Consider the following 25163-nt stretch of genomic DNA (forward strand, 5'->3'; position numbering starts at 1 on the left):
CGGTTACACGCCCAAGCGAGTCAATGCCAAGCGGACAGCTTCACCGCCCCATTCCCCTTTCGGCAGATCGTGATAAACGATTTCAAGCTGCTCAGTCGTTAACCCAACATCCATATCTTTACCGAGAAGCGCGAACATGAGCGGGCGGAACTCCGCCGACAACATTTCATGCATGATCTCTCTTTGTTCGATTGTAAAGTCGTAGATGTCGGCCTGCTGCCCAGCAGTATGACTGGCAACTGTAATGTGCAATACCGATTCATACCAGGTTATCGTTTCCTTACTCGTGCTCCCATCTTCATGTTCCACCGTAATCGTTTCCCTGTGTTCAATCGTTTCCACGTAAGAGTCCAGTTGATTCATGGCCCAAAAGACGGAGCGAATCACATCCACCCGAGTGGCGTCAAGTGTAGCTACGTCCATGCCGCTTTCGCTGTCCATTACGGTACGAACCGCAAAGACCGCGATGACGTCCATCCAGTTATTGATGCGAGTATTATCAGCGCTGCCGAGATAATGGATTTCTACACGATCCACTGAGCCTGCATCCCGACGCATGTCCTCCAGTCGGGCAGCAAATTCGTTGTCCATGTCTTGTACAATGTCAGAGAGCGGCAATACTTCGCTATCCGTATTATCACTGGAGACAAAGATGCCAAAAGGGGACGATACGACCGCCGCTACAGCCATCATGATGCATAGCAAGATGATCACCGTACCGCTAACACCTAAAAGAGCCATCATGCCTTTGGCGAGTACCGCAGTCATTTTGGCCGCTACACGAATCATGCGAATGTTCCATCTGGCAACCGCTCGCAGCCGCTGCTTTGAACGGTGCATGGTCATCAATCGAAAGGCTACTTTTTGCGCTTCCCTGGCTTTATGTTTCATCCTCTCTGTTGAATCATGGGCCTGTCCTTTTTCTTGGCTAGGCTGATGAATCGGCTTTACTGAATGGGAAAGCACCTTGATGACTTTACCGCCCGTTTTGGCTCCCCTGGATACACCTGCATGCGGCTTCACCAGCTTATGAGCGGAAGAACGAACGGAGGCGGGATTTCGTTTCCCCCCGATTGTCATTTCGCCGGGTTGTAGACTCGAACGCTTGTCACGAGAACGCACGGTAGTCTTGAATAGGGTGTTCGTGGTCGTGACACGCTTTTCGACAGGTTTTGGCATCTGGTTTAACTGTGTTTCACTTTTATCTTGAGCTTGGGGTTGTTGAGCTTGTTTCCGACTGACAATCCTGGCACGCACCATTTGATGAATATGCCGCTGTTTTCCTGTCACTGTCATGGAAAACAAAGGATATTTCCCGCCAACAGGCTTCCGCAAACGCAATGGACGCTTGGTTTGGGAAGATGAATGTACAGCCTGACGATTATCTCTTCCTTGTATGGCACCTGTTGAATGAGCGGACAGCGTTTGCTGTTTATCAGAAACAACCGAACGTTTGCTTGCTTGAATGCCGCTTTGCTTACGTGAACGCCGACCGCTCGCCGTTTCCCCCGATTGCTGAGACATGGCTTCTTTCTCCTTCGCCGTCCCTATCAAGCGCTCCCGTTTTTTCCGAAGAAGACGAATTGCTCCTTTGCTCACACCTGCACTGATGCGCATCCCCTTGCGCAGCGTGGTTTTTGCCGCCCTCACGGATTGATTTTGCGCGTACACCACAGAGGAACCTGTAGCTTCCGATTCATGACGATTAGATGACTTATGCTTGGAACGCACATCGACAGACTTTGCTTTTGCCATCAAGTTGGAGAACCGATCCAGCTTCTTAATATTCTTCACCCGTGTCCTTGTCTTTATGTCCTTCATCAAGGTTACCCTCCTGGCATATCCATTAACGGGTTGGACCGTTCATTCGTTGGGGAACCCGGTCGTGGCTCCTGCAATATTCCGGATAACGCAAGCGAATCGCCTCAAAGAAATAAGGCGCATAACGACAATCAAACAACTCGTGCGGCGTGGAATCCCGTTCCTGCTGTTCTTCTGCCCATCCGTTCCACAGATTAAAGGCCAAGCGGCACGTGTAACACCATTCTGCAAGCATGGCAAACGCATCAGCGGCACATCTTCCATGAGCCTGATAGCGAATTCAGTTAGGGCCTGTTCTCTGGCAGCACGAGCTGCACGCGACTTGATATTAACCAACAATATCAACTCCCGCTCTCATGGCAACACCATGATGAGAAGCAAACCCTGTTGTTCAGTTATGTATGCAGATTAGGTGCTACCATCCGTATTTTGAAAGACCGATAATGAAACAACTCCTCTCAATGGGAAACAGACTAACCCGACAGTCGTAGGACTAGAGTAATTTAAATAGTCTTGTAGTCGTGCGCTAGCGATAGAATAGTAAAATATACCTTTACTCTTCATATTAAGCCCTGGTCAATTCTTTTTCTGCACGCCGGAATGACTTCCATCTCCAATTAACCATCACTCAATTAGCCAGCAAGTACCACTTGTCTCAGACGGCTGTGACCAGTCGAATCTACATACCTTGGCAAGCAGCTGATGAAGCATCTCATCAGCCGCTTGCCAAGGGTTTACAGCGATTCTCCCGGCTTCGTGGTCATCAAACGGTAAAGTTTTGTATGCCGTGGAAAGCTATCTGTAAATGGCACGAGAGAACTGCCGACCTTTAACAGCCCATTCCCGGCATCGACGTTTGTAATATAAGAAAGCTGGAGATCCGAAATATTAAGCAGTTCCGCCAACTCCTTGCGATCCGTACTGGCCTGATTCAGCATCACGATAAATTCGCTATTGGCCAGCATCGTTCGGGCCGTATGACTTTGCAACAAATCATCCACGTTTTGCGTAATCCCCGTACAAAAAGCGCCATACTTTCGGACACGTTTCCATAACGTGAACAAAAAGTTGGCGCTGTACTCGTGTTGGAAAAGCAGATAAATTTCATCGATGAAGATAAACGTGTTTTTCCCCTTGGCGCGATTTTGTGTAATTCGATTCAGAATGCTGTCCAATACAACCAGCATGCCAATCGGCAACAGTTGCTTGCCCAAATCCAAAATATCATAGCAGATCAGCCGGTTATGAACGTTGACGTTAGTCGGCTGGGCGAACGTATTCAAGCTGCCAGCGGTAAACAGTTCAATCGCCAGCGCGATGTCCTGCGCCTCCGGCTCGGATTGCTTGAGCAGTTCCGCTCGAAAATCCTGTAAGGTAGGCGGTTGCCCTTTGTAATTGCTTTGCAGATATTTTCGATACACACTGGCCGTGCAACGGTCAATAATCGACTTTTCCTTCGCTCCCAACTGATAACCGCCGATCAGTTGCTCGCATAACGAAAGAACAAATTCGGATTTTAAAATGATCGGATTTGCTCCGTCACCGTATTGCCGGTTTATATCCATCGCATTGATATGATTAGGTGACGTGGCCGAGATATGAATGGTCTCTCCGCCTAGCGCTTCTACTAGGGCGGAATATTCACGTTCCGGGTCAATCAGAATAATGTCATCGCCGCTGGCCAGTATTTGATTGACGATTTCTCTTTTTGCCGTAAAGCTTTTTCCGGAGCCCGATACCCCCAAAATAAAGCTGTTTCCATTGAGCAACTGCTTGCGATTGGCAATGAGCATATTTTTACTGATGACGTTTTGTCCGTAGTAAATACCGCCTTCATGCATGATTTCCTGCGCCCGAAACGGGATAAACACCGCTGTGCTTTCTGTCGTCAACGTTCTCAAAGCATGTACTTTCCGTAAACCATAAGGCAACACGGTATTTAGACCGTCCATCTGCTGGTACATAAGAGGCGAGAATTGACACAGATGTTTGCGGGCCGTCGTCAATATCGCTTCGGTATCGTTGTCGAGTTGCTCCTTGCTTTCAGCCACATGCACCATCGTCAATAAGCCAAACATCATGCGTTGGTCGCGAGTCGTCAGGTCATCCAGAAATTCCTTGCTCTCTTTTCGCTGCTGCTCCATGTCATACGGGATAACGGCGGAGAAGTTGTTGTTATTGTTTTGCCGCCGCTGCCAGTTCGTAATATTCGTCTCTACGCCCAACAAACGGTTTTCGATTTCGCGAACCGCCTCATCCGTTGGTATCGGAATGATGTCAAGGGACAGAAATAGGTTGCGGTGCAGGTCGCAAAGCTCGGATACCATACTGTCCTTGATATAGCTGGCATACTCACGCAGGAAGATGACCCGACCATAAAGCTTCCCCATCCGAAAATGATCCTTTTCAAACTCAAACGCATCCGGACAAATATAATCTTTGAAATCATGTCCTTTGCGCATCGTTTCCGACAAGTCGAAACGAAAGTCCGTTTCCTCTCCCTGGCGGAAGAAATGGTGAAAAATACGCAGCCGCTCAGTGGCGTTCAGTTCCGTACATTTGGAGCCGAGACGAGAAAAATGGGCGATCAGATCGGTCCCAACTCGAGAAAAATAATGCCGGGCTTCTTCGATATTGGGTTTGGCAATGGATATCGTTATATACTTCTCTTGAATCGTACCGTTGGCCCCAACGGATTTTTCCAGCAGCATCTGATTATACTCTTGTCGATATTCGTCCAGCTCATCTTGCTGAAGCGGAATGAAGACCGAACTTTCAAAATCCGCTCGATTCAGCCTCCGGTTATGGATGGTGATTTTCGTTGTCGCCCCGCTATCAAAGGAATTGAGCAATTCGGAATACGACAGGAACATCGCTTCCTTATCTTCGCGGGAGGCGACGGAATAATTGATGTCCTCGAAGCGATACGTCTTGGAAAACTTGTTGCCAACTAAAAAAAATCCCGTCCGCCCAAATAGAGCGAATCGGGATCACTTGTTGTACGCCTTTCGGTATGACAAACCGTTCCTTATCCTGCTTGATGATACGACTTAACGTCTTAATCATGGCGCTTCATTCCTTTTTCATACTGCTCTATGGTCTTGCTTAACGCCGCCGCATACGTGTTCGTCGAGTGGAAGACTAAGCGCCGCGGCATTAAAAATTCCGATTTGATATACGCCCATAGCAATTGCTCGGCATTCATACCGTGGTACCGGATAAAGCCCAGGGCTGCGAAGGGGGCCGCACCTAAGACGCATACCCAACTGAGTGTCTCAATGCCGAAACGACTGCGCATCATAAAGTACAGCGCTATCGCCACACCTACGGCCAAAACAGAAAAAAAGAACTGTCGCAAGGACAGTCCAAAAAAGATGCTTTCCGTATATTCCCGGATCTCCCGGTTGATTTTCACTTCCACATGTCATCCCTCCCGATAGATACCTGATCTTACGACTTCGTCTTTGCTTGGCCCTTTTCGTGACTGAATGTAACCGGCGTTTCATGTGGCGTTGAATCGGAATGATTCAGTAACGCAGAGGCAAGTTGTATGCCATCTGTCAATCCCTGCATGTACAGCCGTTCATTCATCATGGATTGCTTGAGAATATACTTGTCCTCCCAGTCTTCAAACTCAGGTGTTTGGGTAATGATCAGTCCCGCAAATACGGCGTGAAACGCCTCATCTTCTTCATCTCTTATTTTTTTCAGCTCCGGATGATATTCGATTTGTGCCGAAACCTCATCCAATCGCCTTTGAATGGCTCCCCGGAACCACGTTGGAAATCCCATGACCTTGCCCCTTCCATCCCTCTTTTACCGTATCGGTTGCCTATCCTTGGCCTTCATTCGTTGATATTGCACCATCAACTCGTCTACCCTCCTACTCTGTTCCTGAACCTCTGGATTGTCGGATAAAGGAATCGATTGCATCAACGACTTTTCGCCAAGCTTGTTTAATTTTTGCCTCTCTTTCTCCAGTTTTCTTACTAGATCATCCACTCATTTGCACTCCTCTTCCTCATTCTGTTTGCAACTCTATCATGAAGCATTAGCATGTTGTCATTAGAAAAACTACCCTGATAGTACTTTCTAAACTCATTTTAGTCAATTATGTGCTCCTCCATAATAGGAGTTATAAACTGAAATCGATTATAAAGGGGTGCCAAATGATGAGTGTGTACGATAGAAAGAAGGTAGGACAGCGCATTCGGAAACAGCGAGAAGCTTTGGAAATCTCGCGAGAACAAATGGCCGAGTATATTGGGAGAGTCCCCAGATTCTGCGCCGATATTGAACGTGGACAAGCCGGGATGTCCATTGAAACCATGCTTCGTATTTGTACCCTGCTGAAACTATCCCCAAATGAATTGTTGCTGGAGCAGGAGACAAATAACAAAAGCAATGATACCGAACTGATTTTAGCAGCGCTAAACCAATGTACTAAAAAGCAACGAAACGATGCCCTCGCGCTTTTGAGGCTCTTTTTGGCAGCCATCCGTTAATACTCCCCGAACTGCCTTCCCTCCCGGCAGCATGCCTTCGATTACAGCCCCATCATCTCCCGCACGATCCGATCCGCCATTTTCACCATGCCGACGAGAACCAGCATGTTGAAAATCAGTTCGCCAATGTACGTCCAGACCATAGTCACCGCCTGTGCGCCTTCGTTCACGACCGATGGCGCGGTAGCAAATGCCGAAAAAACAATGCAAGCCAGCACAATAATCGCCCCTTCTAAGCAAACGGCGGCATACCCCTTTAAAAAGGACCTGCCGATGGATTGGGTCGGCTCCCCAGCAAACGATGAGAGCGGGACAGGAGCAATGGCTGTGTAAATATAGAGACGAAAAAAACGGCCGTAAACAGAGAGAATCATAATAAACGATAAAACGGTGATGAACAGGCTGCCAAGCAGCGTTACCACCCACAGCGGAATGCTTTGCCAGAAGCCCACATCTTGAATCGCTTGGGCAATCGTATCCGGCAATGTCATCATGTCCGATGAACCAAATCCCGAACGGCCAATCATGGCGGCAATGATGCCCTGTACAATCGAAAATAGCGCCATCATCAATTCCAGACCATACGTGACCGCCGCCTTGGCCAAAATAAATCGAACAAATAACTTCACGGCAACCTCCGGTCGTTTAATTTCCGCAAAGTTACCGGTCGTTTTCATCACGCCAATCACAAAAAACAATACCAGCAAGGCCAATCCCGTAGCTTGCAACGCACCGTGAATATCTAAGATGACGCGCCATATACCACCGCCTTTGAAATCCGCCGGCGACTCGGTGACCAACTCCCAAATCTCCGACATTTTATCGTTCCAGGTCTCTAATGCATTTTCGAGATTGTCGATGATCCAACTGTTCTTAGACACATTCACCCTCCCCCCAGATTCGGGGAACAAACCGCTGGCTTATTCCCCGAATGCGAATACCCGTACTTATCCGGCAATCAGGTTGAGAATTTCCTTCGTAAAGGTAATGACAACGCCACCGGCGAGTGTTAAGAACCCGTTAGCTCTTTGGGTAGGGTCGTGAGACTTGAAAGACAAACCAATCTGCACAATGCCAAAACCCAAAATAATCATGCCCACAGCCCGGATCAGGCCAAAAATAAAATCAGACAAATTGTTCACGGTAGTCATCGGATCATTCGCGTATGCAGGTGTAGCAAAGCTCCCCATCAGCACGCAAACCATGTACAGCGTCATCCATCGTTTCCATTGATGCTTCACGTCTATCATTCCTTTCCTAAAAATAATGACTCCACTTCATCCTCTGCCAACAGCTCGTAATCTCCGTCTTCATGAAGCTGCATCGATAACCAGTCGATAGCATAATCCGTACCTCCATGCTGAAACGGCGAAGCCTGACCATCCGTTGTCAACTCGATGTTCGGATGCCGCAACAGATCATACTTGTCATCCTGTATCGGACGTTCCCCACGAATAAAGAGCAGGGCATAGCGGTTATCCAACATCCGCACTTCGTCCGGGGTCAACAATTCTCTTCCTGAATGCTGGTAATTGATCGAATAATTACCACTTCGCCCCTTGCTCTCACCGTAGGTGTTGGTGTCAATCGTTTCCTTGCCGAGCAGTTCCGACACATATTTGTGTGTGGATTGTTCATTGCCTCCCAAGTACAAAAACACATCGCAGTTGCCGACAATCGATTCCCAGGCATCCTTGTACAACGCTTTAAGTTGCGCCAGATTTTGAAGGATAATCGACACCGAGATTTCCCGGCTCCGCATGGTCGACAGTAGCTTGTCAAATTCATCTGGCAACGCCACATTGGCAAACTCGTCCATTACAAAATGAACATGCGTCGGCAGCCTCCCACCATGCCTGTAATCCGCTTCATACATGAGCGATTGAAAAAGCTGCGTGTACAGCATGCCGACGATAAAGTTAAAGCTGCTGTCGTTGTCGGGGATGACGGCAAACAAGGCAGTCTTTTTCGTACCCATGCGGGGCAAGTCCAATTCATCCACCGTACTCATGCTGGCGATGCTGGTCAGATTAAATTTCTCCAGCCGTACGCCAAGCCCGATCAAAATGGATTTGGCCGTTTTTCCGGCAGCCAATTTGAAAATGTTGTACTGTTTGACCGCCAAATGCTCCGGGTCGCGCATCTCCAACCGCTCGAACAACTCGTCCAGCGGACTCTGATACGTCTCATCTTCCTCCCGCACTTCCGCCGCGGCGATCATTTCCATAATCATCGGAAAGTTCTGTTCCTCCGGCGGCGCTTCATAAAGCAAGTACAACATAAGCGCCTCCAGCAGCGCTGTTTCCGAACGCTCCCAGAAGGGATCGTTCGTGTTGCTGTTTTTGGGTGTCGTATTGCGAATCAGGTTGGTCACCAATTTCAAGACATCCTTGTCGTCCTGCAAATAGACAAACGGGTTATAGCCATGCGAACGATGCGGGTGAATCAGGTCCAGCACTTTGATGTCGTAGCCTTTGGCTTTAAGCAGATGACCGGTGTCCCGCAATATTTCCCCCTTTGGGTCCAGAACGACGTAAGAGGTCGAGGCTTGCATCACATTCGGCTTAGCATAGAACCGTGTTTTACCCGCGCCAGAGCCGCCGACAACCAACACGTTCAGGTTCCGGCGATGCTTGCGGCCATCCAGACCGATTTTGACCCGCTGCGTCAAAATTTTGTTTTGTTCCGGCCGTCTGTCTCGATACTTGGCATTGACGGTTTTCGCTCGGCCCCAGCGGGCGCTACCGTGCTCTTCCCGCCGACGATAGTTGCGCGGAGTCGCCAAATAGGCCCCAGCGCAAAGTCCATAAGTCAGCAAAAAGATCAACAAGCAACGTGGCGTATCGTCCACCCACTCTATGTTAAGCGGACGGCGAATCGCCGTGCCCAGATGGGCCAGCATGTCCGGCAATCCTTCTGTCCATGCGGGAGCAACCAACAGGGCCAACCAGATGACGGGAATAAAAAAAGCCGCAAAGAGTATCAAATTACTCCTTGCGGCTTCATCGCGTTTCATAATGCCTCCAGCGCTTTTTATTTAGAAGTGGGGCATCAATCATTTTTAACAATAAATCATCCACGGCATCCGTCGGTCGTTTCTCACCGATTAAGTCATTTCGTAACGCATTCAGCGCATGGACGACTATCCCATGCTCATAATGGTTCAACGACAAGATTCGTTCCTGTTTTTTCATAGCACTCCCTCCAGACAAAACTTAGCGAACCGGATCGGATCGTTTAGGCTGGCGCTGTTGTGACAGGTTCCGGTTCATTCTCTGGGATGTTTGTTGAAAAGCTTCCTTCATGAGCGTCAACTCGGCACGAACTTGCTGCGGTTCCAACCCGTTCCACTTCTCCGGCGCTCGATCAAAACGGAAGGGATCGGTTGCAACACCAAATTGCCTGCACAACATATAAGAAGCGGAGTAGGCAAAAAACTCGTTATCCGAGCGGTTGTACCGTCCATCGCCGCGATCCAGTTCAGCATGTGTCAGTTCTTGGGCAAGCGCTCGAAAAATATCGCCGGCCTCAAGCCCGCGACGAATGGCAATGTTTTTTGTTTCTGGCTGATAGAGCGCGTACTTTTCCAATGGCAACGCATCACCAATGCCAATCGGAACAGGGGCGAGGTCAATTAACGCTTTAATACGGGCGCGATCATCCGGGAATGCCGGTTCTTCCCGTTTCAACGCGGCGGTCGTTTGCGCAATATCAAACATCTTTTTCGGATTGTAGCTGATACCGGTGCTGCCATCCTGCTTTTGATAGGTTTCGCCCGGTTCCAGAATGTAAAACCCCGTTTCCTTGCGACGAATGAATACCCCTTGTTCCTTCCATGTGTCAAAATCGGCAATGCGAGTCGCGTTTGGCCGCTGCGCCAGAATCAGCAACGCATTGGCCACGCTATAGCGGTCAAAGCGGCTCTGGACATCCAAATATTGCTGGAACGCCTCACCGTTCTGCATCACCGACAAGGTGGTGACATCAATCGTATCATATGTCCATTGCCGCAGCTCCTGTTTCTTTTGCACCCATGCTTCTTTATCGAAGGATGGTTCGGTTGTACGGAAAGAAGAGGAAGCCGCAGCATCCTGTCGGAATAAATCATCCAGTTCGCTCATTTGGCTTTCCCTCGCTTTCGTCCTTTTGCTTTGTTGGCTTGTTGTTTATCGGCGGCTATCCGCTCCTTTCGAGACGGCAACGGTTCCGCTTGTTCCCGCGGCTGTCTGTCTTTCTCCCATATCCTTTGCTGGCGGTTCTCTTCGCGTATTTCCCGCAATAATTGACGGACGGACACTCGCTCCGGCTCTTGACGAGAAGGTGGATCAGTATCCCTTGCGGTAACCTCGTTGCGCTCGAAGGTATTCTCGGACGGATGGGACGTTTCCGCCGGTTCCTTCTCCGCTGTTGAATGGTCGTCCTCCGATGGAGTCGGCTCCGGCAGTTCGGACTTTCTCATCAGCTCATCCAACAAGTCGTCTGTATTCCTTTCTTCTGCGACTTCCTTCGGCAGTTCTTGTTCCTGAACTTGCTCGTGACCTGGTTCATGTCCTTGTTCCACAGCAGGCGCTTCGGACATTCCACTGGATTTTTCAATTTCACTCTTAATTTTGGCGGTATCCACAGTGGCCAAGTGGAAACGCTCCACGATCCGATTGATTTTGGACGCATCCTCCGCCCGGACCATCACATCGCACATCCCGTCCACGTTCTTTTTGTCGCGCAAAGCACAGTACAACACGCCATACCGCTTGGCTTCCTTACAGAAGGTTGCCAGGTCTTCGTTTTTGACCGCAAATACCTTTAATTCTTTCCCGCTGCGCAGCAAACCCTCCAACCGGATGCTGCCCTTTGTTCGTTTCTGCCCTTGCAAGGCCGCAAACAAATATACTGCCAAATGCTTAGCGCCTTCGCCGGAAATCTTGGCCATGACTTCGATGCTTTTCAAGCTCATGTTGACGACCTGATTGGCGGCTTCCGTTTCGGTACTCATCGAAAACTTCCTCCTTTCGATCCTGTGCGCCACTTCTGTTTAACGTCTCTCGTAGTTCTCCTGAACGCTCCAAAATGCCTTGAACCAGCTTCACCTCCTTTCGAAGCGAGGCAAGCCGTTTAGAACAACCAGCAATTTGCGTTTTGTATTGTTCTCGCTGGCCCGCATCCTTGCAGCGGCGAATTCGGTTATACAACGACTTGCGCTTCTGGTGCAAGGATTGGATTTGTTCCTCCAACCCGTTATGAAAAATGAGAAGCTCCTCTTGATGGGTGAGGCGATACTTGCATAGCAGCTTGGTTTGCTCCATTAATACCGACAAGTGTCTCAAATCCTCCCGAAGCCTAAAGGATGGTTTTTTGACAGGCTTTCGTTTTCTAGGAAGCACGCCCATATCAAATAAGTAGCGGATATATAGCGCTTGCAAGCCGCGCAATTTGCGACCAGACCGAACATAGCCCTTACACACGGCGCGTCGTGTGCGGACATGGGGTGGCCTCTCCCGTTCAGGTATTCGGTTTCGCAATATTCGCTGCTTGATCGCTTCCTCGGTGTAGCCATCGCCTAGACTGTGCAAACGGACAAAGCGTGTCTTTCCAGGCGCCCGTATCGCCACATGTTTGACCGCCGTTTTAAGCTCATAGCCTTGCTTTTGTAAATGGGCAAAAAACTGTGTCATCGTCATGGAAGATGCGATAGCCTGATCGATGTCCTGCCGAATTAGCCCTCTCCATGTTGGCTTTCGCTCACGTTCCGCTTTCCATTCTCCATAATGCTTGGCTTTGCCCGATTCGGGATGCTCGATCACCGACAGCTGATGCTCCTGGCAAAGCCGGTCGGATGTCTGCCTCAGCAGAGCATAGGAAGCTTTGTTGTCGTAATACCGTTTCCCATCCACAAAGGAAACCGAGTTTAACACAAAGTGATTGTGCACATGCTGTTTATCCAAATGGGTCGATACGACGACTTCAAAGCGCTCCCCCCACAACTTCTGTGCCAGTTTAACACCGATGGTATGGGCGATTTGCGGCGTTGTCTCCCCCGGCGCAAACGCTTGATAGGCGTGAAAGGCCAAAATGCCGTCCGTCTTAAAAAACTGCCGCTTCGTCCGCTGCATCTGCTCATAAGCCGTTGACGGATCGCAGTTGACACCGCTGACATATAGTTGCTTCTCCGTCTTGGCATCCGCCTGTGTATATGCGAGTACCTGCTCCAAACCTCCGCCTTCGCTACGTTCTGCTGTCTTGTCGGGATTTGCGGCGTAATCCAGCACCCGCTTTAGCCTGTCGGTCACACCCCAGATTGCGGTCGTTGCCACGCGAAATTCCCCCCCTACGGCGGATGCACATTTGGATTCACTGGTGGCCTTCGTTCCGGTTCGGTTACAGCCTGTTGAATCTGCTGGACTGCGCGGCGCAAGCGGTCGGCTTCCACCTGAAATGCAGCCCGTTCCAGATGTCCAGTCGTATGGGCCTTCACAGTGAGTTGATTCAGGTTATTCCCAATAGCGTTCAGTTCACGCATCATCGCGTAATATTCCAGCGGCGGTAGCGGTTTGGGAATATACCCATTGATCAATGCCCGAATGTACGCTTCCCGAGAAAGTCCCGTTTTTTTCACTTCTCTCATTAGTCGCTTATGTTCGCTTTCGTCTAAGCGAACCAGAAAAGAGATTGGTCGTTTCCTCATTTGCATCACCCCTTTCCGAACATGAGCTTCCGACAGAAAATCTCATCGCCGCGGGAAAATTCGAGCATCGAGACAATAGCATCGTGTAAACGGGGTCTTAGGGGTTGTACCCCTAACAAACGAATTTGGATATCCAAATTCAGTGCTTGCTGCAACACGAGACATTCGTCTCGCGTTGCCTTCAAGGCACCTGCCGGGAAAAAGAGAGGGACCCAAAAAACACAAAAAAGACGCCGATCCGCTCAGCGCCTTCCTTCGAACTTTTTTGTTATCTCACCAACCAGCGATAATCCTGACGGCAGTCTACAATGTAATCGACATACACGATTTCATCCTGAATTTGATATAACACCAGATACCATTTTTCCACGAACATCTTGTGATACTTGTTTGACGGGATAAATTCCGCTTCCAGAAAAGGATAGCGCTCCGGCATTCGCGCCAAGGAACGTATCGCTTGCAGTAATTCGTTTTTCGTTTTTCGCGCGGCATCCGGACTTTTCTCCGCAAGAAATCGCACATGAGTCGCCAGCATTTGGCGGGCGCGATCGGAGACGATGATCTTATAACGGGGCATCTTTTCCATGCTGCACCTCGTCAATAATGCCCTCCAGGTAAGCGTCCAGTTCATCCGGCGTCACGCCAACACGGCCCGCCAAACGATCTTCTTGCACAGCGAGCAGTTCTTCACGCAGCTTTAACATCTTCTCGCGACGGGAAAACGTATCAATGTCCATTACGACAAGATCGCCTTCACCGTTCTTGGTCAGATAAACCGGTTCCCCGGATGTTTTGCATAGATCGGCGATTTCATTATAGTTTTGCCGGATACTGGCGGAAGGTTTGATAATCATCTTGGTCACTCCTTGCATAGCTGTATATTGATTTTATTATACCTATTACATGCTATACAATCAATGCGGCTGCACTTATCCCCATATATTCACATCTTATCCACATGATGTGAAAATTTTCCGTAGCCCAGAAAGAAAAGACGCCAACCGTTCAGCGTCTACCGCTATCGGGATGGTTCACCGCGTCTTCTTCGGAATTCCATCAAATCGTTGTTTACATCCTTTCCGAACTTAGGCGGCTCATCGGATATGAGAAGGGCGGGGGAGAGGAGCCTCTGTATCGTGGCTGCCGCCAATCGCCCCGGCTCATCATTGTCCAGGTGCAGGACAAGTCGATTCACCTGGGGAAAGCACTGCAAGTAATGCGTTAGGGCAGACGGGGGAGTAGAGTCCTCCCCATTTGTCCTGGGCCTGTATATTCCGGCCAGCGACAGCTTATGCGCCTGCCGCCAATCCCGGCCAGCGAGATGTTCCAGCGTACAGTAGGATAAGAGATCAATAGCGCTCTCAAACAGATGCAGTTCCGTACAGTTTCCCGAGGCCGGAATGGAAAACGAATACCGCTTGTCGCTGCCAGCGGCTTCCCCCATATAACGAGTGCTTGTCGTACCGCGTATCGCCGCATAGCGCGGCGTTCCTTGCTGGTCGAAACCGACGAATACCGCGTTGTGATAGCGGCGGCTTTCATACAAACGCCCCGTTTCGAGACAGTAGTCGATCAACGTGCGATGGATACCACGTTTGCTGAGATAGGCCATGACGCGATGCGATGTACGATTCGGTTCAGGAAGTTCAAACCGCGCTGGAGATGAGCGTTGTTGCAAAGATTGCGAAAATGCAGGTGCGCTGCCTGGATGAACGCCTTCCATTTGCAGCACCGCATCGGGAAAAGACATGCCCCGCACTTTGATCAAATAGTCCAGCGCCGAGCGCCCGCCGATCCCCCTTGACCACCAGTACCATTTACCGTTGGAAATTTTCAAGCTGTCGTGTGTCCGGGTGGTGTAGACATTGCGGGAGCATCGGACCAGTTCTGCCGGCTCGTACATTTGCAAATATGTGAGCAGGTCCAGTCTTTTGGCACGTTCGATCTGTTCCTTGTTTACATAGCTCATTGCCGCAGCTCCTTTTGGAAATCCAGGCAGCGTCCGATGGGGTTATGGTTCATCGTGCCTTACCCCTCTTTTTGGGGTACGTATAAGCTCTGCCTTCCTTCAACTTCGTAACGCCTTTCTTGTTCATGAATGCGTCTAAATCGCCTTCATGAACTTGACTGGTCACCCCGTTTGAGTCGCGGATGTAATAATACGTGTCGCCAAATCCGTTTTTCTCTTTGGATATCAACTCCAACGATGGCACGGTTTCTCCCTCCTTGATCAAGCTGGTTCCGTAACCAAAAGGCGGCAAAATCGGACAAAAGCATCCGCCGCTTGGGCTGGCATACAACATGTTCATTCCTCCGGAAACGAGAAAAGGACCCCAAAACCGGAGTCCCATTCGTCATGAAATTGATAATTTTAACAAGTGAGCGATCTTCGACCTGTGAAATGCTCGCACCGATACCATGTTCTTCTCCGTAATGGTCAGCATGAAGTTCCCTTTCAGGGGGAGGAACGACGGTGTCAGGCCGTTATCGCCCACGGCCCACCACTCGCCGTTCGGGCGCTTCCGGTTCTTCGTCCGGAACGCTGTCCACGGCTTCATTCTCCCGCTTATCCATATTAAGCAGGGCATTCAGTTCCGCGAGTCGCGCCGATTTCGTTAGCAGCTCCTGTTCTTTCTCGAAAGGAGCTTCGACTTGTTCCTTCGCTGTTTCCATCTGCTGGAGCAGCGTGGAGAGTTGCTGGCGGCTATGTTCCAGTTTGGCTGGCAAATCCGCCAACATATTGTTCAACCGGGTGATGTTGCCGCCTGCATCCATCCCTAGCGAGATGGTATGGTCCAATGCGCCGCGCAGGGTCGCCTTGTATTCTTTATGGAAGCTGTCAAAGGATAACCATAGGGAAAAACCGAGATAACTGCCCGCCTCCTGCGGCTCGGATGAAGTCATTCCCTTGCACGCCTCCAGCAAGGCCGCGCCTGCTGCCGCTCTCTCCGTGTAGGTAAAATCCTTAATGACCATACCTGGGAACTTGGATTCATCCGTTCCCTCCGGCACAGCCGATTTGGAACGCAGATATAGAGCGACATCCTGTTCATATCCGGCAATTCGATCTTCTGTAGATTTGACTTGTTGCGGCAATACTTTCAGCAACCGATCCTCCAATGCGTAGCGTTGGCTCAAGTGATTAGCCTTGAGCAGCTTAAGCTTGGAAACCTGGATATCCAGGTCCATCTTCTCTTTGATATACGGATTACCGGTTGCCAGTGCCTTGACTTCGGCATAAGAAAGGGCTGCTTCATCGATATCCTCGGCAGAACGCACCGGCGATTTACTGGTCATGATTTGCGAGATAAAGCGCTGCTTATTCTCCAGCGTCTGATACAAATAGGCGTCGAACGTGTTCTCCGTCACATACCGGAAAATGTGTACCTCGCTATTCTCATTGCCTTGCCGGATAATGCGCCCGCTTCGCTGCTCCAGGTCGCGCGGGCGCCAAGGGCAATCGAGATCATGCAGCGCAATCAGCTTCGTTTGCACATTGGTGCCCGCCCCCATTTTAAATGTCGATCCGAGCAGTACACGAATCTGGCCAGTCCGCACCTTGGCGAACAGTTCCTTTTTCTTCACTTCGGTATTGGCGTCGTGAATGTACGCAATCTCCTCGGTAGTCACACCCTTCTCTGTCAGCTTGCGTCGCAGTTCGTCGTACACATTGAACGTCCCGTCTTGCTTTGGGATGGATAGATCGCAAAACACCAGTTGGGCTAGCCGCTTTTCCTCGTGTTCCTTCCATAGCCGAAACACATTGTCCGCACAAACGCTCACTTTACTGCCTTCGTCATCGGGCAGCATCGGATTGGCCAGCCGTTGATCCAGTGCCAGCTTACGCCCATCATTCGTAATCTTGAGCATATTGTCTTCGTGCGGCTCTACTTCCTTGGCTCGCACCCGCTCAGCACGGTGGGCGAGATCCGCCACCATATCCCTCTGAAACTCGCTTGGCGGCACCGCAATGTTGTGAAAATGCGCCTGTGGTACAGGAAGCTGGAGCATATCCGCCGTTTGGATGTCGGCGACTTCTTTAAAGACGTTCATCAGCTCCGGCAAATTATAAAAACGGGCAAACCGGGTTTTCGCCCGATAGCCCGTTCCTTCCGGTGCAGTTTGTCAAGGAGGTTTTTACTGATCGCATTTGTATAAAGCCCTTCATTGTGACTAGGCAAGGCCAATCTTAAGCCATCAAAAATTTCCCAACTGTTTGTTTCAATTGGGCCGCCATTTCAGCCAAAGATTCGGCTGATGTTAAAATCCTGTCCATTTCTTTTAATTGTTCTTTAGTAGATATTGCCGCATGATTCGCCTTATCGGAGGTGCCTGTTGCAATTCCGGATAGTTCAGTAACGCTGGCGCTTACTTCCTCGGAACTTGCCGCCATTTGTTCGGCAGTTGCGGCAACTTCCTCAATATGTACAGAAACATTTTTGACGGCATCCAGTATCTTTTCAAAGGCTTCCCCTGAATAAATCGCAATTTCAATTCCCTTTTGGACTTCTTGTACTCCCTTTTTCATGGATTGTACCGCGTCGGTAGAAACTCGATCCACTTGACCAATGATCTCGCTGATTTGGGCTGCGGAATTTTCCGTTTGACTCGCCAATTTCTTAACTTCATTCGCGACAACAGCAAAACCTTTGCCGTCTTCCCCCGCTCTGGCTGCTTCAATCGAGGCGTTCAAGGCCAATAAACTGGTTTGAGAAGCAATTTCGCTAATCATCTTGGTGATACCTGTTATTTTCTCTGACAACTCGCTCATTTTATAAATAATGGAGGCGGAATCGTTGACGGATTGACTGATGTCCTGCATTTGATCTTTCACCCGATTGATCGCTTCGTTACCTTTTTCTGCTTCGGAAAGTGTCGTTAAGGACAACTCTGATACGAAAGAAGAGGTTTCAGCGATTTTCTGCACGCCAGCAGCCATTTCTTCTAATGCCCTGCTGCTTTCTTGAGAAACGGCGACCTGTGTTTCCGCTCCTTTAGCCATGCCGTTTACATTTTCGACGATGGGGTCAAATGACTGCACGACCGACTTGGAAACATGGGATAATTGATCGGAGGCTTGTGCGACAAAATCCGAAGCATGATTCATATCGACAATGAGATTTCGTAGGTTTTCAATCATTTGATTAAAAGAACTGGAGAGCTGTCCGAGTTCATCTTTGGATCGATAGGAAACTTGCACCTTTAGATTCCCTTTAGAAACTTCTTGGGTAGCTGTCAACACCGTCTTTAGGGGTTTAATAATAAAAAATTGGACAAATAGCAGTATGATACACGTCGTCACGATGAGATTCATGGAGGCCGTCAAATATATCCCAATATTCCCGGTCAAAACCCGATTGGCAATGGTATTCAAATAGGCCGATATTGGAGAAGAAACAAGGATGCTCAGAATGATAATAGCCGCAATCTTTAGCCGTAGACCAATCGTTACTTTCGCAATATTAACCACCTTTGCAAGACTTTCAATGGACTGCGAGACTTTGTTTTCTTTTATCATGGTTGGGATTCCTCCTACTAAAATGGTAGATCAGTGATTACACTAAACATCTGTTTTTTACACATTTATTATACCAGCTATTAGCAATTAAGTCGCATATTGCTCACGATCAAAAATAGTCTTTTACAATCGTCACAATGCTGAAGGGCCTCCCGTACCATGATTCCTAACCAGTAACAGAGCTGGATATCATCAAAATTTATTTTTTCAATTATTTTAGGCTATAATCACGTTACGCTTATCAAATTGGACGTTTTTTTTATCATGCTGTCTATTGAATTGGCCCGGAGCCACCTGGGGGATATTCAGATATTTCGTGCCACTAAATTTTTTCTTTCCTGCCGTCAACCGAATATAAAATATACTCAAACGATCTTTCATATTGTCATCTAATGCCTTTATTACCGGCCGAGAAAAAATCAGCGCGCATCGTGGCGGCTTCGTTCCCGCTTTTTCCGCCATTCTTCCAATAATTTCAGTATGGTCTTTTCCATCTGCTGTGCCGTGTAGCCCTTTGGAAAGAAGTCCTTGATGCTTTCCTTTTTCAACTTGATTTGCTCTTTCTGATTGGCTTTTTCCTCCGTCATGATATCGAAAATAACGTTCATATCGAGTAGGCCATCAGTACTTAGTTTTTTCATCCGCTGTGCCTGCGAAAGTGACGGTGTGCGGTCTTCACTTTCCATCGTTTCAAGCAAGTCTGTCTGTTCTTGCTCGGTTAAGTAAGACAATTCGACGGCAGGGCTAAAAGCTATTTTTCCATTGTCCACCATATCGAGAATGGGCGGTATCAACTTGGTCAGCCGAACAAAGCGCTGTACTTGCGTTGCACTTGTCCCAACATCATGAGCCACACATTCGCGCGACTTGTGTCCGATTCGGTCAGAAGTTGCAGATTCGACTAAATCATTACGTTGTCTCTGCGCTTTGATGGCTTCCAGTTTCATTTTGTAGGCAAAGGCTTTTTCGGACGGCAACACATGCTCACGATGGAGGTTACTGTCCACCAAGGCAATAATGGCGGCGTATCGGTCCATTTCACGAACAAAGGCAGGAACTATATCAATCCCCGCCTTTTCACAGGCTGCCTTCCGGCGATGACCTGATATAATTTCATAGCCCCCCTCGGTTCTTTGGCGTACTACCAGCGGCGAAATAACTCCGTACATCTTTATACTTTCGGACAAGGCTTGCAGTTCCTCATTGTCCGCCACTTTATAGGGATTTTCGTGAAAAGAATACAACTGGTCTATGGGAATTGCTGTAACGTTTTCTTTCATCCGTTCCACTCCTTCTTCTTCGGCGAGTTCTTGAGTTCTACCTTGAGACCACTGTCTTGTGTTGTAGCAAGCACTGAATTTGGATATCCAAATTCGCTTGTTAGGGGCAGCGCCCCTAATACCCCTCCGTTTTCCCGCCGGCATTTGGTCCCGTTAGCTGAACGTGGTTCATGATGAACGGTACCTGATTCGAACAGAAACCGCTTCTTCCCGTCAATAACGAGCAGGGGGGGCTCTAAATAAAAAGCGCCAAAACGTGTCGACTTGCCGTTCCAGCGCCAGTATCGCCTCAAAAGAAAAAAGACCGCCACTTATGGCAGTCCTTCACGATATGATTCCATCGGTTTCCTATTTTGTTTGCGTATTACCGAGTAACTGCACCGCCAGTATAAAACCGCATTGCAGTCCAATTTCCATATACACATCTTCGCAGGTGCCCGCATAGTTATAAACCTTTTTGGTTACTTCCTCGTGTTCATCCATATTGGGGAACTTTTGCTCTATAAGCTCCATGGCAGAATTATGCACTTCGTCAATCCGTTCCTTGTGGCTCTTCGGATAGTTATAGTCCATAGTAGTGGTGTAAAATTGCTCCGGGCTTCTTGACAAGGGAAGCCACGGTATGATTTCTACTAAAGTGACGCAACTCTACTTTAGAAGGAGGATCAAACCGTGGCTTCTATAGATAGAATGTCACTTTTGGAGCTTTTACGCAAGTCTGGTTCTGATGGTGATGTAGACTTTCTCAAAGAAGCCTTGAATGTGCTTGTTCATTCCTTGATGGAGGCGGAAGTAGCGGCCCAGATCGGTGCCGAGCGTTATGAACGAAACACGGAAAGAAGCAACCAGCGCAACGGTTACCGGCAACGGGAATGGCATACACGGGTCGGAACACTCGATCTGAATATTCCGAAGCTTCGCAAAGGCAGCTACTTCCCTTCCCTGCTTGAACCCCGGAAGCGTGCGGAAAAGGCATTGCTTTCCGTTGTGCAGGAGGCGTACATACACGGCGTCAGTACACGAAAAGTAGATGAACTCGTTGAATCCCTAGGCATGAAAGGCATTAGCAAAAGCGAAGTCTCCCGGATCTGCAAAGAGCTGGATGATGTCGTAATGGCCTTTAAGGAGCGCCCGCTCGAAGGGCAATTCCCTTATGTCTGGTTGGATGCCACGTTCCCCAAAGTACGTGAGGGCGGCCGGGTACGCAGCATGGCGCTTATCGTGGCCATCGGTATCCGGGAGACCGGTGACCGGGAAGTTCTCGGTTTTGATCTTGGCATGAGCGAGGACGGCTCATTTTGGCTTGAGTTTCTACGGAAACTGGTCGCTCGGGGACTTCGAGGTGTGCAATTAGCGATTAGTGATGCTCATGAAGGGTTGCGCAGAGCGATTGGGCAGGTTCTGGTGGGCGCCACTTGGCAGCGTTGCCGTGTTCACTTCATGCGCAATGTCCTGAGCCAGGTACCGAAGTCGTCGCAATCGATGGTATCGTCGATCATCCGGACGATTTTTGCGCAACCGAGCCAAGAGGCGGCTGTATTGCAACTCCGACAAGTCGCCCAGCAACTTCGTGGTAAGTTCCCGAAAGCCATGGATATTCTTGAGCAGGCAGAAAGTGACGTACTGGCCTACATGGCCTTTCCCAGAGAGCATTGGCGGCAGATTCATTCCACCAACCCACTGGAGCGCTTGAATCGGGAAATCCGCCGACGTTCTGATGTGGTAGGGATATTCCCGAATCGGGAATCCGCTATCCGATTGATCGGTGCCATCTTGATCGAACAGCAAGATGAATGGACCGTCGCACGCCGTTATTTTAGTCTTGAATCCATGGCCAAAATCGTCAACGGGGAGCAACTTCCTCTTGCATCCACCACACTCTTGCAGAAGTAAATATCTGGGTCACGCGGTAGAAATCGATTTTACACCACTTGACGGGACACTACCCTTCGGATTGATGTCGGTGCCTGCCGCGCCACGTAGCAAATATTCACGAATACACTGAATGTGGGCCCTCTCAAGGATTTCTGACATATGGTTCATTTCTATCATCACCTCCTGTTGATTCGTATAGCAATGAAATCAATCACATTGTAATCCCATGACACTTTACAGACAAAGCTACCATGCTCCGCCACCGCTGCGGCAGTGTGAAATTGGGGGATTGGGGGTGCAGCCCTCAACAAGCAAATTTGGGAGACCAGATTCAGTGCTTGCTGCAACGCGAGACAACCATCTCGCGTTGCGAACATCAATCTGAAGCGTGATTATCTTTCAGAAATGCGCTTTTCGAAAATATTGTTGTTGAAATAAAAATCTATCAATTGGATCGTCTATTAATGCCATTTTAGAATGTAAAGTAACACAAAAAGCTAGGAATATATCTCCCAGCTTTTTGTCCGCGAAAATATGCCGCACCTTTTACGAGGAAAGGTATTGGACGATAACTGTTTTGACGACCTTTAATGAAAATATGTTTTGGTGTCGGGAGCGCTTTCCCGGCATTTTTTTAATTCCCGTCGATATTTTGCTTCAAGTATAAAACAGATAACCCATGACAAAATACCCGCTATTAAGTAAATCACTCTCGCCCATGTAGGCATTTCTAGCCACGTGAAATAAAACATTCCATCACCCCAGTAGTTCCATTTTCCTACAAATATACCATAGAACCAAAATTATACGAATATCGCATAAATGTCAATATACCAAAACCGCATAAAGTAGTATTGGTTTGGGTGATAGACATGTACAGAAAGGTAAGGGATTTACGAGAAGATAAAGACATTACACAACAACAAATGGCGGAACACTTAAATATTACTCAAGCCACATATTCCCGCTACGAAAGCGGTGATTTGGATATTCCAACATCTGTTTTAATAAAACTTTCAAAGTTCCATAAAGTAAGTGTCGATTATTTATTAGGGCTGACCGATAACCCCAAACCTTACGGGCGTATTCGAGAACAGGATTAACTATGGCATTTAAAATTGTGTGAACGCTTCCCCAACGTTCCTTATCCCCCGCTAGGCGCGTCCCATCCGAAGTATCATCCTAATCAGCTTATAAACTGCTTTACGTCAGTTTCTGCTCTTTTTAACAGAATAACCTGACGCACCAAATCCAGCTTTTCAACGTCGTAGCCGGCATTATAGATGATGTTGGCTAATGGACGATTCTTCCGCGGATACCAGTACGTCCTGTAATTGTACGCAGTCGCCGTCAGTCTTCTCCCAATGACCCTCTCAATTTCAGAAATGGTCAATTGAAGCGAGACGGCACTCTGCTGTTCCAAATACTGCTTAAGAGGCGCATAAGCTTTCATGGCCTTTTTTGAAACGTTTTTTTGCAGGGTACTGCTAACAGGGAAGACGTTATTTTTTTCTCCCGGTAACTCCACTAGCCCCACAAAGTTAAAATAAATATCCACCTTTTGCGTGGTCGTGTAGCGGTTGCTTCTAGCCCTTTCGTGAACAACTACCTTTTCCACAAATTCATTCAGTATTGGCGTAGTAAGTTCCTCAAAATCGGTGTAACGATCAACCAAGTCGAGGAATCGATCTGCATTGACCGTCTGCTTCTCCATGTTGTCAATCTCGCTCTGTAAGCGCTCGATAGTCTGCTCTAGTTCTTCCTGCTCTCGTTCATAATCGCTGGATAGCTTCTCGAAACGCTTGTCCGATAGCTTTCCGCTCAAATTGTCTTCGTACAGCTTACGAATGATATTATCAAGCTCATTACTCCGCTTCCGGTAAGCGATCAGCTTCCTCCGTTGTTGCTTTGCCGTTTTATCCTGCCGCTCGGAGGTACTATCCGTAACCATACGAATAAATTCTTGCTTGTTTGTCCTTGCAAAAGAGCTAACCTCCCGAAGCGCATTTAGAATCAGCGTCTCGACAACTGGAACGCGGATATAATGCATCGAGCAACTACGGGTTTGGGAGCGGTAGCTGGAGCAATAGTATTCGTTCTTGGAGCTTCTACCCGGTCGCTTGTCATGGGACCGGTCACGGGTCATTTTCGCGCCGCAATCGGCGCAATAAAGAAGCCCTGTCAGCCTGCTTGGCTTTCCTTTCTTATCAGGCTTACGCACCGTTCGACGCAGCCGCTGGGCATTGTGCCACGTTTCCGGGTCGATGATGGGTTCATGCGTATTTTCAAAGATTACCCGTTCTTCCGGCGCTGTCGCCTTGGATCGTTTGTCTTTGTAGGATACGGTATGAGTCTTGAAAGCTACGGTATGGCCCATGTATTCCATGCGTTCAAGGATTTTGGCCACCACGCCGCCGCGCCAACGGTACGGGTCTTGATAATGCTTGTGCCTTTGATTATCTGCCCCGATGCGTTCCCAATGAGCGGAAGGAATAAGCACCCTGTCAGCAGTCAATATATCAGAGATTTGGTAGACGCCATACCCTTCGATTACAAGTCGGAAAATGCGCTGCACAACCTCCGCAGCTTCCACGTCCACAATCCATTTTTGCTTGTCCTGCGGATCGCGCAGATAGCCATAAGGCGTTGATGGCGATATGCGCTTGCCCTCCATAGCCCTAGCCCGGAAAACCGCCCGGATTTTACGGCTGGTGTCCCGCGCCGTCCATTCATTCATGATGTTGCGAAAGGGGGTAAAGTCGTTGTCCCCGTTGTCGCTGTCCACATTGTCATTGACTGCGATAAAGCGTATGCCGCTTTTGAAAAATTCCTCCGTGTACATGCCAACGCGCAAATAATCACGCCCGACTCGCGACATGTCCTTGACGATGATTGCGCCGACTTTTCCCTGCTCAACTTCTGCCATGAGCTGTTTCCAGCCAGGTCTTTCAAAGTTCGTGCCTGAATAGCCGTCGTCTGTGAAGTGAACAAGTTTCTTGAAGCCGTTATTCCTTGCGTAATCCTCCAACATCTTCTTCTGATTGACTATGCTGTTGCTGTCTCCCTGTAATTCGTCATCTCTCGAAAGGCGTTCGTACAGGGCGGTGATTTTCTCATTTGACTGTCTAAGCATAATAGCTCCTTTCAGACAGTCAACTCATTTGTGGCTGGTGTCATTTTATCATGCATTCAGTTGCCGCCTCCATTGTGCCGTTTATTCCGTCAGGCGGCGTTGCAAATCGTTGCGGACAAGACGCAGTATCTTGTCATTCATGTTTTCCTTGCTAGTCTTACTGAAATGAATCGTCACATCGTAGGTCGTTGAGCCAATTTTGCAGGATAACCTGCGCGCGGCGACGGGTAAATCGGGTTTCGGCGACACAGCATCCGGATTTTGATATTCGGTCATGTAACGGCTCCTTTCATTCCTAATACGCTGCATGCGCTTAGCGCAGCCTACAGCGCCATTTCAGAGCTTAAAA

The 25163-nt window shown here is 48.8% G+C and carries 27 protein-coding genes and 1 pseudogene; 3 read left to right on the forward strand and 25 right to left on the reverse strand.

Annotated features, from left to right (window positions below):
* Positions 1–3: 3 nt before the first annotated feature.
* From PSHG_RS15760 to PSHG_RS15785, 6 genes and pseudogenes are all read right to left on the reverse strand, one after another.
* On the reverse strand, positions 4–1821 hold the full coding sequence (locus PSHG_RS15760; protein WP_010274529.1) for a hypothetical protein: 1818 nt from the start codon (positions 1819–1821) through the stop codon (positions 4–6).
* 25 nt (positions 1822–1846) lie between these two features.
* Complete coding sequence (locus tag PSHG_RS31545) at positions 1847–2056, reverse strand: DUF6075 family protein (RefSeq protein WP_222860748.1); 210 nt, start codon at positions 2054–2056, stop codon at positions 1847–1849.
* Between the two features lie 499 nt (positions 2057–2555).
* Positions 2556–4772 (reverse strand): annotated as a pseudogene (locus tag PSHG_RS27830) (VirB4-like conjugal transfer ATPase, CD1110 family); the annotation flags it as partial.
* 107 nt (positions 4773–4879) lie between these two features.
* Entirely contained in the window at positions 4880–5242 is a 363-nt protein-coding gene (locus tag PSHG_RS15775; protein ID WP_010274537.1) for a PrgI family protein, read from the reverse strand.
* Positions 5243–5271: 29 nt separating this feature from the next.
* Positions 5272–5613 carry a hypothetical protein gene (locus PSHG_RS15780; RefSeq protein WP_010274538.1) on the reverse strand — a complete coding sequence of 114 codons (342 nt, stop codon included), beginning with the start codon at positions 5611–5613 and terminating at the stop codon, positions 5272–5274.
* 24 nt (positions 5614–5637) lie between these two features.
* Entirely contained in the window at positions 5638–5823 is a 186-nt protein-coding gene (locus PSHG_RS15785; protein ID WP_010274539.1) for an aspartyl-phosphate phosphatase Spo0E family protein, read from the reverse strand.
* A 167-nt stretch (positions 5824–5990) separates the two neighbouring features.
* Between PSHG_RS15785 and PSHG_RS15790 the strand changes: the two genes are divergently transcribed.
* Complete coding sequence (locus PSHG_RS15790; protein WP_235782074.1) at positions 5991–6326, forward strand: helix-turn-helix domain-containing protein; 336 nt, start codon at positions 5991–5993, stop codon at positions 6324–6326.
* 41 nt (positions 6327–6367) lie between these two features.
* On the opposite strand, the gene PSHG_RS15795 is transcribed toward PSHG_RS15790, so the two are convergent.
* The 17 genes from PSHG_RS15795 to PSHG_RS15875 form a co-directional block, all read right to left on the reverse strand.
* Positions 6368–7207 carry a hypothetical protein gene (locus PSHG_RS15795; RefSeq protein ID WP_010274541.1) on the reverse strand — a complete coding sequence of 280 codons (840 nt, stop codon included), beginning with the start codon at positions 7205–7207 and terminating at the stop codon, positions 6368–6370.
* Positions 7208–7273: 66 nt separating this feature from the next.
* A complete protein-coding gene (locus PSHG_RS15800) occupies positions 7274–7576 on the reverse strand; it encodes a hypothetical protein (protein ID WP_010274542.1) in 303 nt (100 codons plus the stop codon).
* Positions 7573–9342 carry a VirD4-like conjugal transfer protein, CD1115 family gene (locus PSHG_RS15805; protein ID WP_010274543.1) on the reverse strand — a complete coding sequence of 590 codons (1770 nt, stop codon included), beginning with the start codon at positions 9340–9342 and terminating at the stop codon, positions 7573–7575. Before PSHG_RS15805 ends, PSHG_RS15800 begins: the two co-directional genes overlap by 4 nt.
* On the reverse strand, positions 9329–9520 hold the full coding sequence (locus PSHG_RS15810) for a hypothetical protein (protein ID WP_007130974.1): 192 nt from the start codon (positions 9518–9520) through the stop codon (positions 9329–9331). The genes PSHG_RS15805 and PSHG_RS15810 overlap by 14 nt, the downstream gene beginning before the upstream one ends.
* Before the next feature lie 21 nt (positions 9521–9541).
* Positions 9542–10447 (reverse strand): hypothetical protein, encoded by a 906-nt coding sequence (locus PSHG_RS15815; RefSeq protein WP_010274546.1) that lies wholly within the window; start codon positions 10445–10447, stop codon positions 9542–9544.
* Positions 10444–11319, reverse strand: coding sequence for a PcfB family protein (locus PSHG_RS15820; protein WP_010274549.1), 876 nt, complete (start codon positions 11317–11319; stop codon positions 10444–10446). Before PSHG_RS15820 ends, PSHG_RS15815 begins: the two co-directional genes overlap by 4 nt.
* On the reverse strand, positions 11228–12637 hold the full coding sequence (locus PSHG_RS15825; protein ID WP_010274552.1) for a relaxase/mobilization nuclease domain-containing protein: 1410 nt from the start codon (positions 12635–12637) through the stop codon (positions 11228–11230). The genes PSHG_RS15820 and PSHG_RS15825 overlap by 92 nt, the downstream gene beginning before the upstream one ends.
* 14 nt (positions 12638–12651) lie before the next feature.
* Positions 12652–13008 carry a plasmid mobilization protein gene (locus tag PSHG_RS15830; RefSeq protein WP_010274554.1) on the reverse strand — a complete coding sequence of 119 codons (357 nt, stop codon included), beginning with the start codon at positions 13006–13008 and terminating at the stop codon, positions 12652–12654.
* Between the two features lie 268 nt (positions 13009–13276).
* Positions 13277–13594 (reverse strand): type II toxin-antitoxin system RelE/ParE family toxin, encoded by a 318-nt coding sequence (locus PSHG_RS15835; protein ID WP_007130979.1) that lies wholly within the window; start codon positions 13592–13594, stop codon positions 13277–13279.
* Entirely contained in the window at positions 13572–13862 is a 291-nt protein-coding gene (locus PSHG_RS15840) for a type II toxin-antitoxin system Phd/YefM family antitoxin (protein WP_007130980.1), read from the reverse strand. Before PSHG_RS15840 ends, PSHG_RS15835 begins: the two co-directional genes overlap by 23 nt.
* Positions 13863–14026: 164 nt before the next feature.
* The gene (locus PSHG_RS15845) at positions 14027–14977 is read right to left on the reverse strand and encodes a DUF3991 domain-containing protein (RefSeq protein ID WP_007130981.1); all 951 of its coding nucleotides are present in this window, start codon (positions 14975–14977) and stop codon (positions 14027–14029) included.
* Between the two features lie 49 nt (positions 14978–15026).
* On the reverse strand, positions 15027–15311 hold the full coding sequence (locus PSHG_RS15850; RefSeq protein ID WP_007130982.1) for a hypothetical protein: 285 nt from the start codon (positions 15309–15311) through the stop codon (positions 15027–15029).
* Positions 15312–15492: 181 nt separating this feature from the next.
* Entirely contained in the window at positions 15493–17061 is a 1569-nt protein-coding gene (locus tag PSHG_RS15855; RefSeq protein ID WP_010274558.1) for a helicase C-terminal domain-containing protein, read from the reverse strand.
* A gap of 136 nt (positions 17062–17197) precedes the next feature.
* On the reverse strand, positions 17198–18526 hold the full coding sequence (locus PSHG_RS27835) for a methyl-accepting chemotaxis protein (RefSeq protein ID WP_010274559.1): 1329 nt from the start codon (positions 18524–18526) through the stop codon (positions 17198–17200).
* 419 nt (positions 18527–18945) lie between these two features.
* Entirely contained in the window at positions 18946–19806 is an 861-nt protein-coding gene (locus PSHG_RS15865) for a ParB/RepB/Spo0J family partition protein (protein WP_010274562.1), read from the reverse strand.
* Positions 19803–20099: a hypothetical protein gene (locus tag PSHG_RS31205; protein ID WP_210436474.1), complete on the reverse strand. Its 297-nt coding sequence runs from the start codon at positions 20097–20099 to the stop codon at positions 19803–19805. The genes PSHG_RS15865 and PSHG_RS31205 overlap by 4 nt, the downstream gene beginning before the upstream one ends.
* Positions 20100–20154: 55 nt before the next feature.
* A complete protein-coding gene (locus PSHG_RS15875; RefSeq protein WP_148497749.1) occupies positions 20155–20415 on the reverse strand; it encodes a hypothetical protein in 261 nt (86 codons plus the stop codon).
* 81 nt (positions 20416–20496) lie between these two features.
* Here PSHG_RS15875 and PSHG_RS15880 point away from each other — a divergent pair, with 81 nt between their 5' ends.
* Together PSHG_RS15880 and PSHG_RS30020 are read left to right on the forward strand one after the other, a co-directional pair.
* On the forward strand, positions 20497–21699 hold the full coding sequence (locus PSHG_RS15880) for an IS256 family transposase (RefSeq protein WP_187373801.1): 1203 nt from the start codon (positions 20497–20499) through the stop codon (positions 21697–21699).
* Between the two features lie 854 nt (positions 21700–22553).
* Positions 22554–22784, forward strand: a complete 231-nt coding sequence (locus PSHG_RS30020; protein ID WP_010274573.1) for a helix-turn-helix domain-containing protein — start codon at positions 22554–22556, stop codon at positions 22782–22784.
* 83 nt (positions 22785–22867) lie between these two features.
* Here PSHG_RS30020 and PSHG_RS15890 read toward each other — a convergent pair whose 3' ends face one another.
* Together PSHG_RS15890 and PSHG_RS27840 are read right to left on the reverse strand one after the other, a co-directional pair.
* Positions 22868–24814, reverse strand: coding sequence for a recombinase family protein (locus PSHG_RS15890; protein WP_010274576.1), 1947 nt, complete (start codon positions 24812–24814; stop codon positions 22868–22870).
* A gap of 81 nt (positions 24815–24895) precedes the next feature.
* Complete coding sequence (locus PSHG_RS27840; RefSeq protein ID WP_010274578.1) at positions 24896–25090, reverse strand: transposon-encoded TnpW family protein; 195 nt, start codon at positions 25088–25090, stop codon at positions 24896–24898.
* Between the last annotated feature and the right edge of the window lie 73 nt (positions 25091–25163).

This window comes from Paenibacillus senegalensis JC66 (assembly GCF_000285515.1).
GTDB classification, from domain to species: Bacteria; Bacillota; Bacilli; order Paenibacillales; family NBRC-103111; genus Paenibacillus_L; species Paenibacillus_L senegalensis.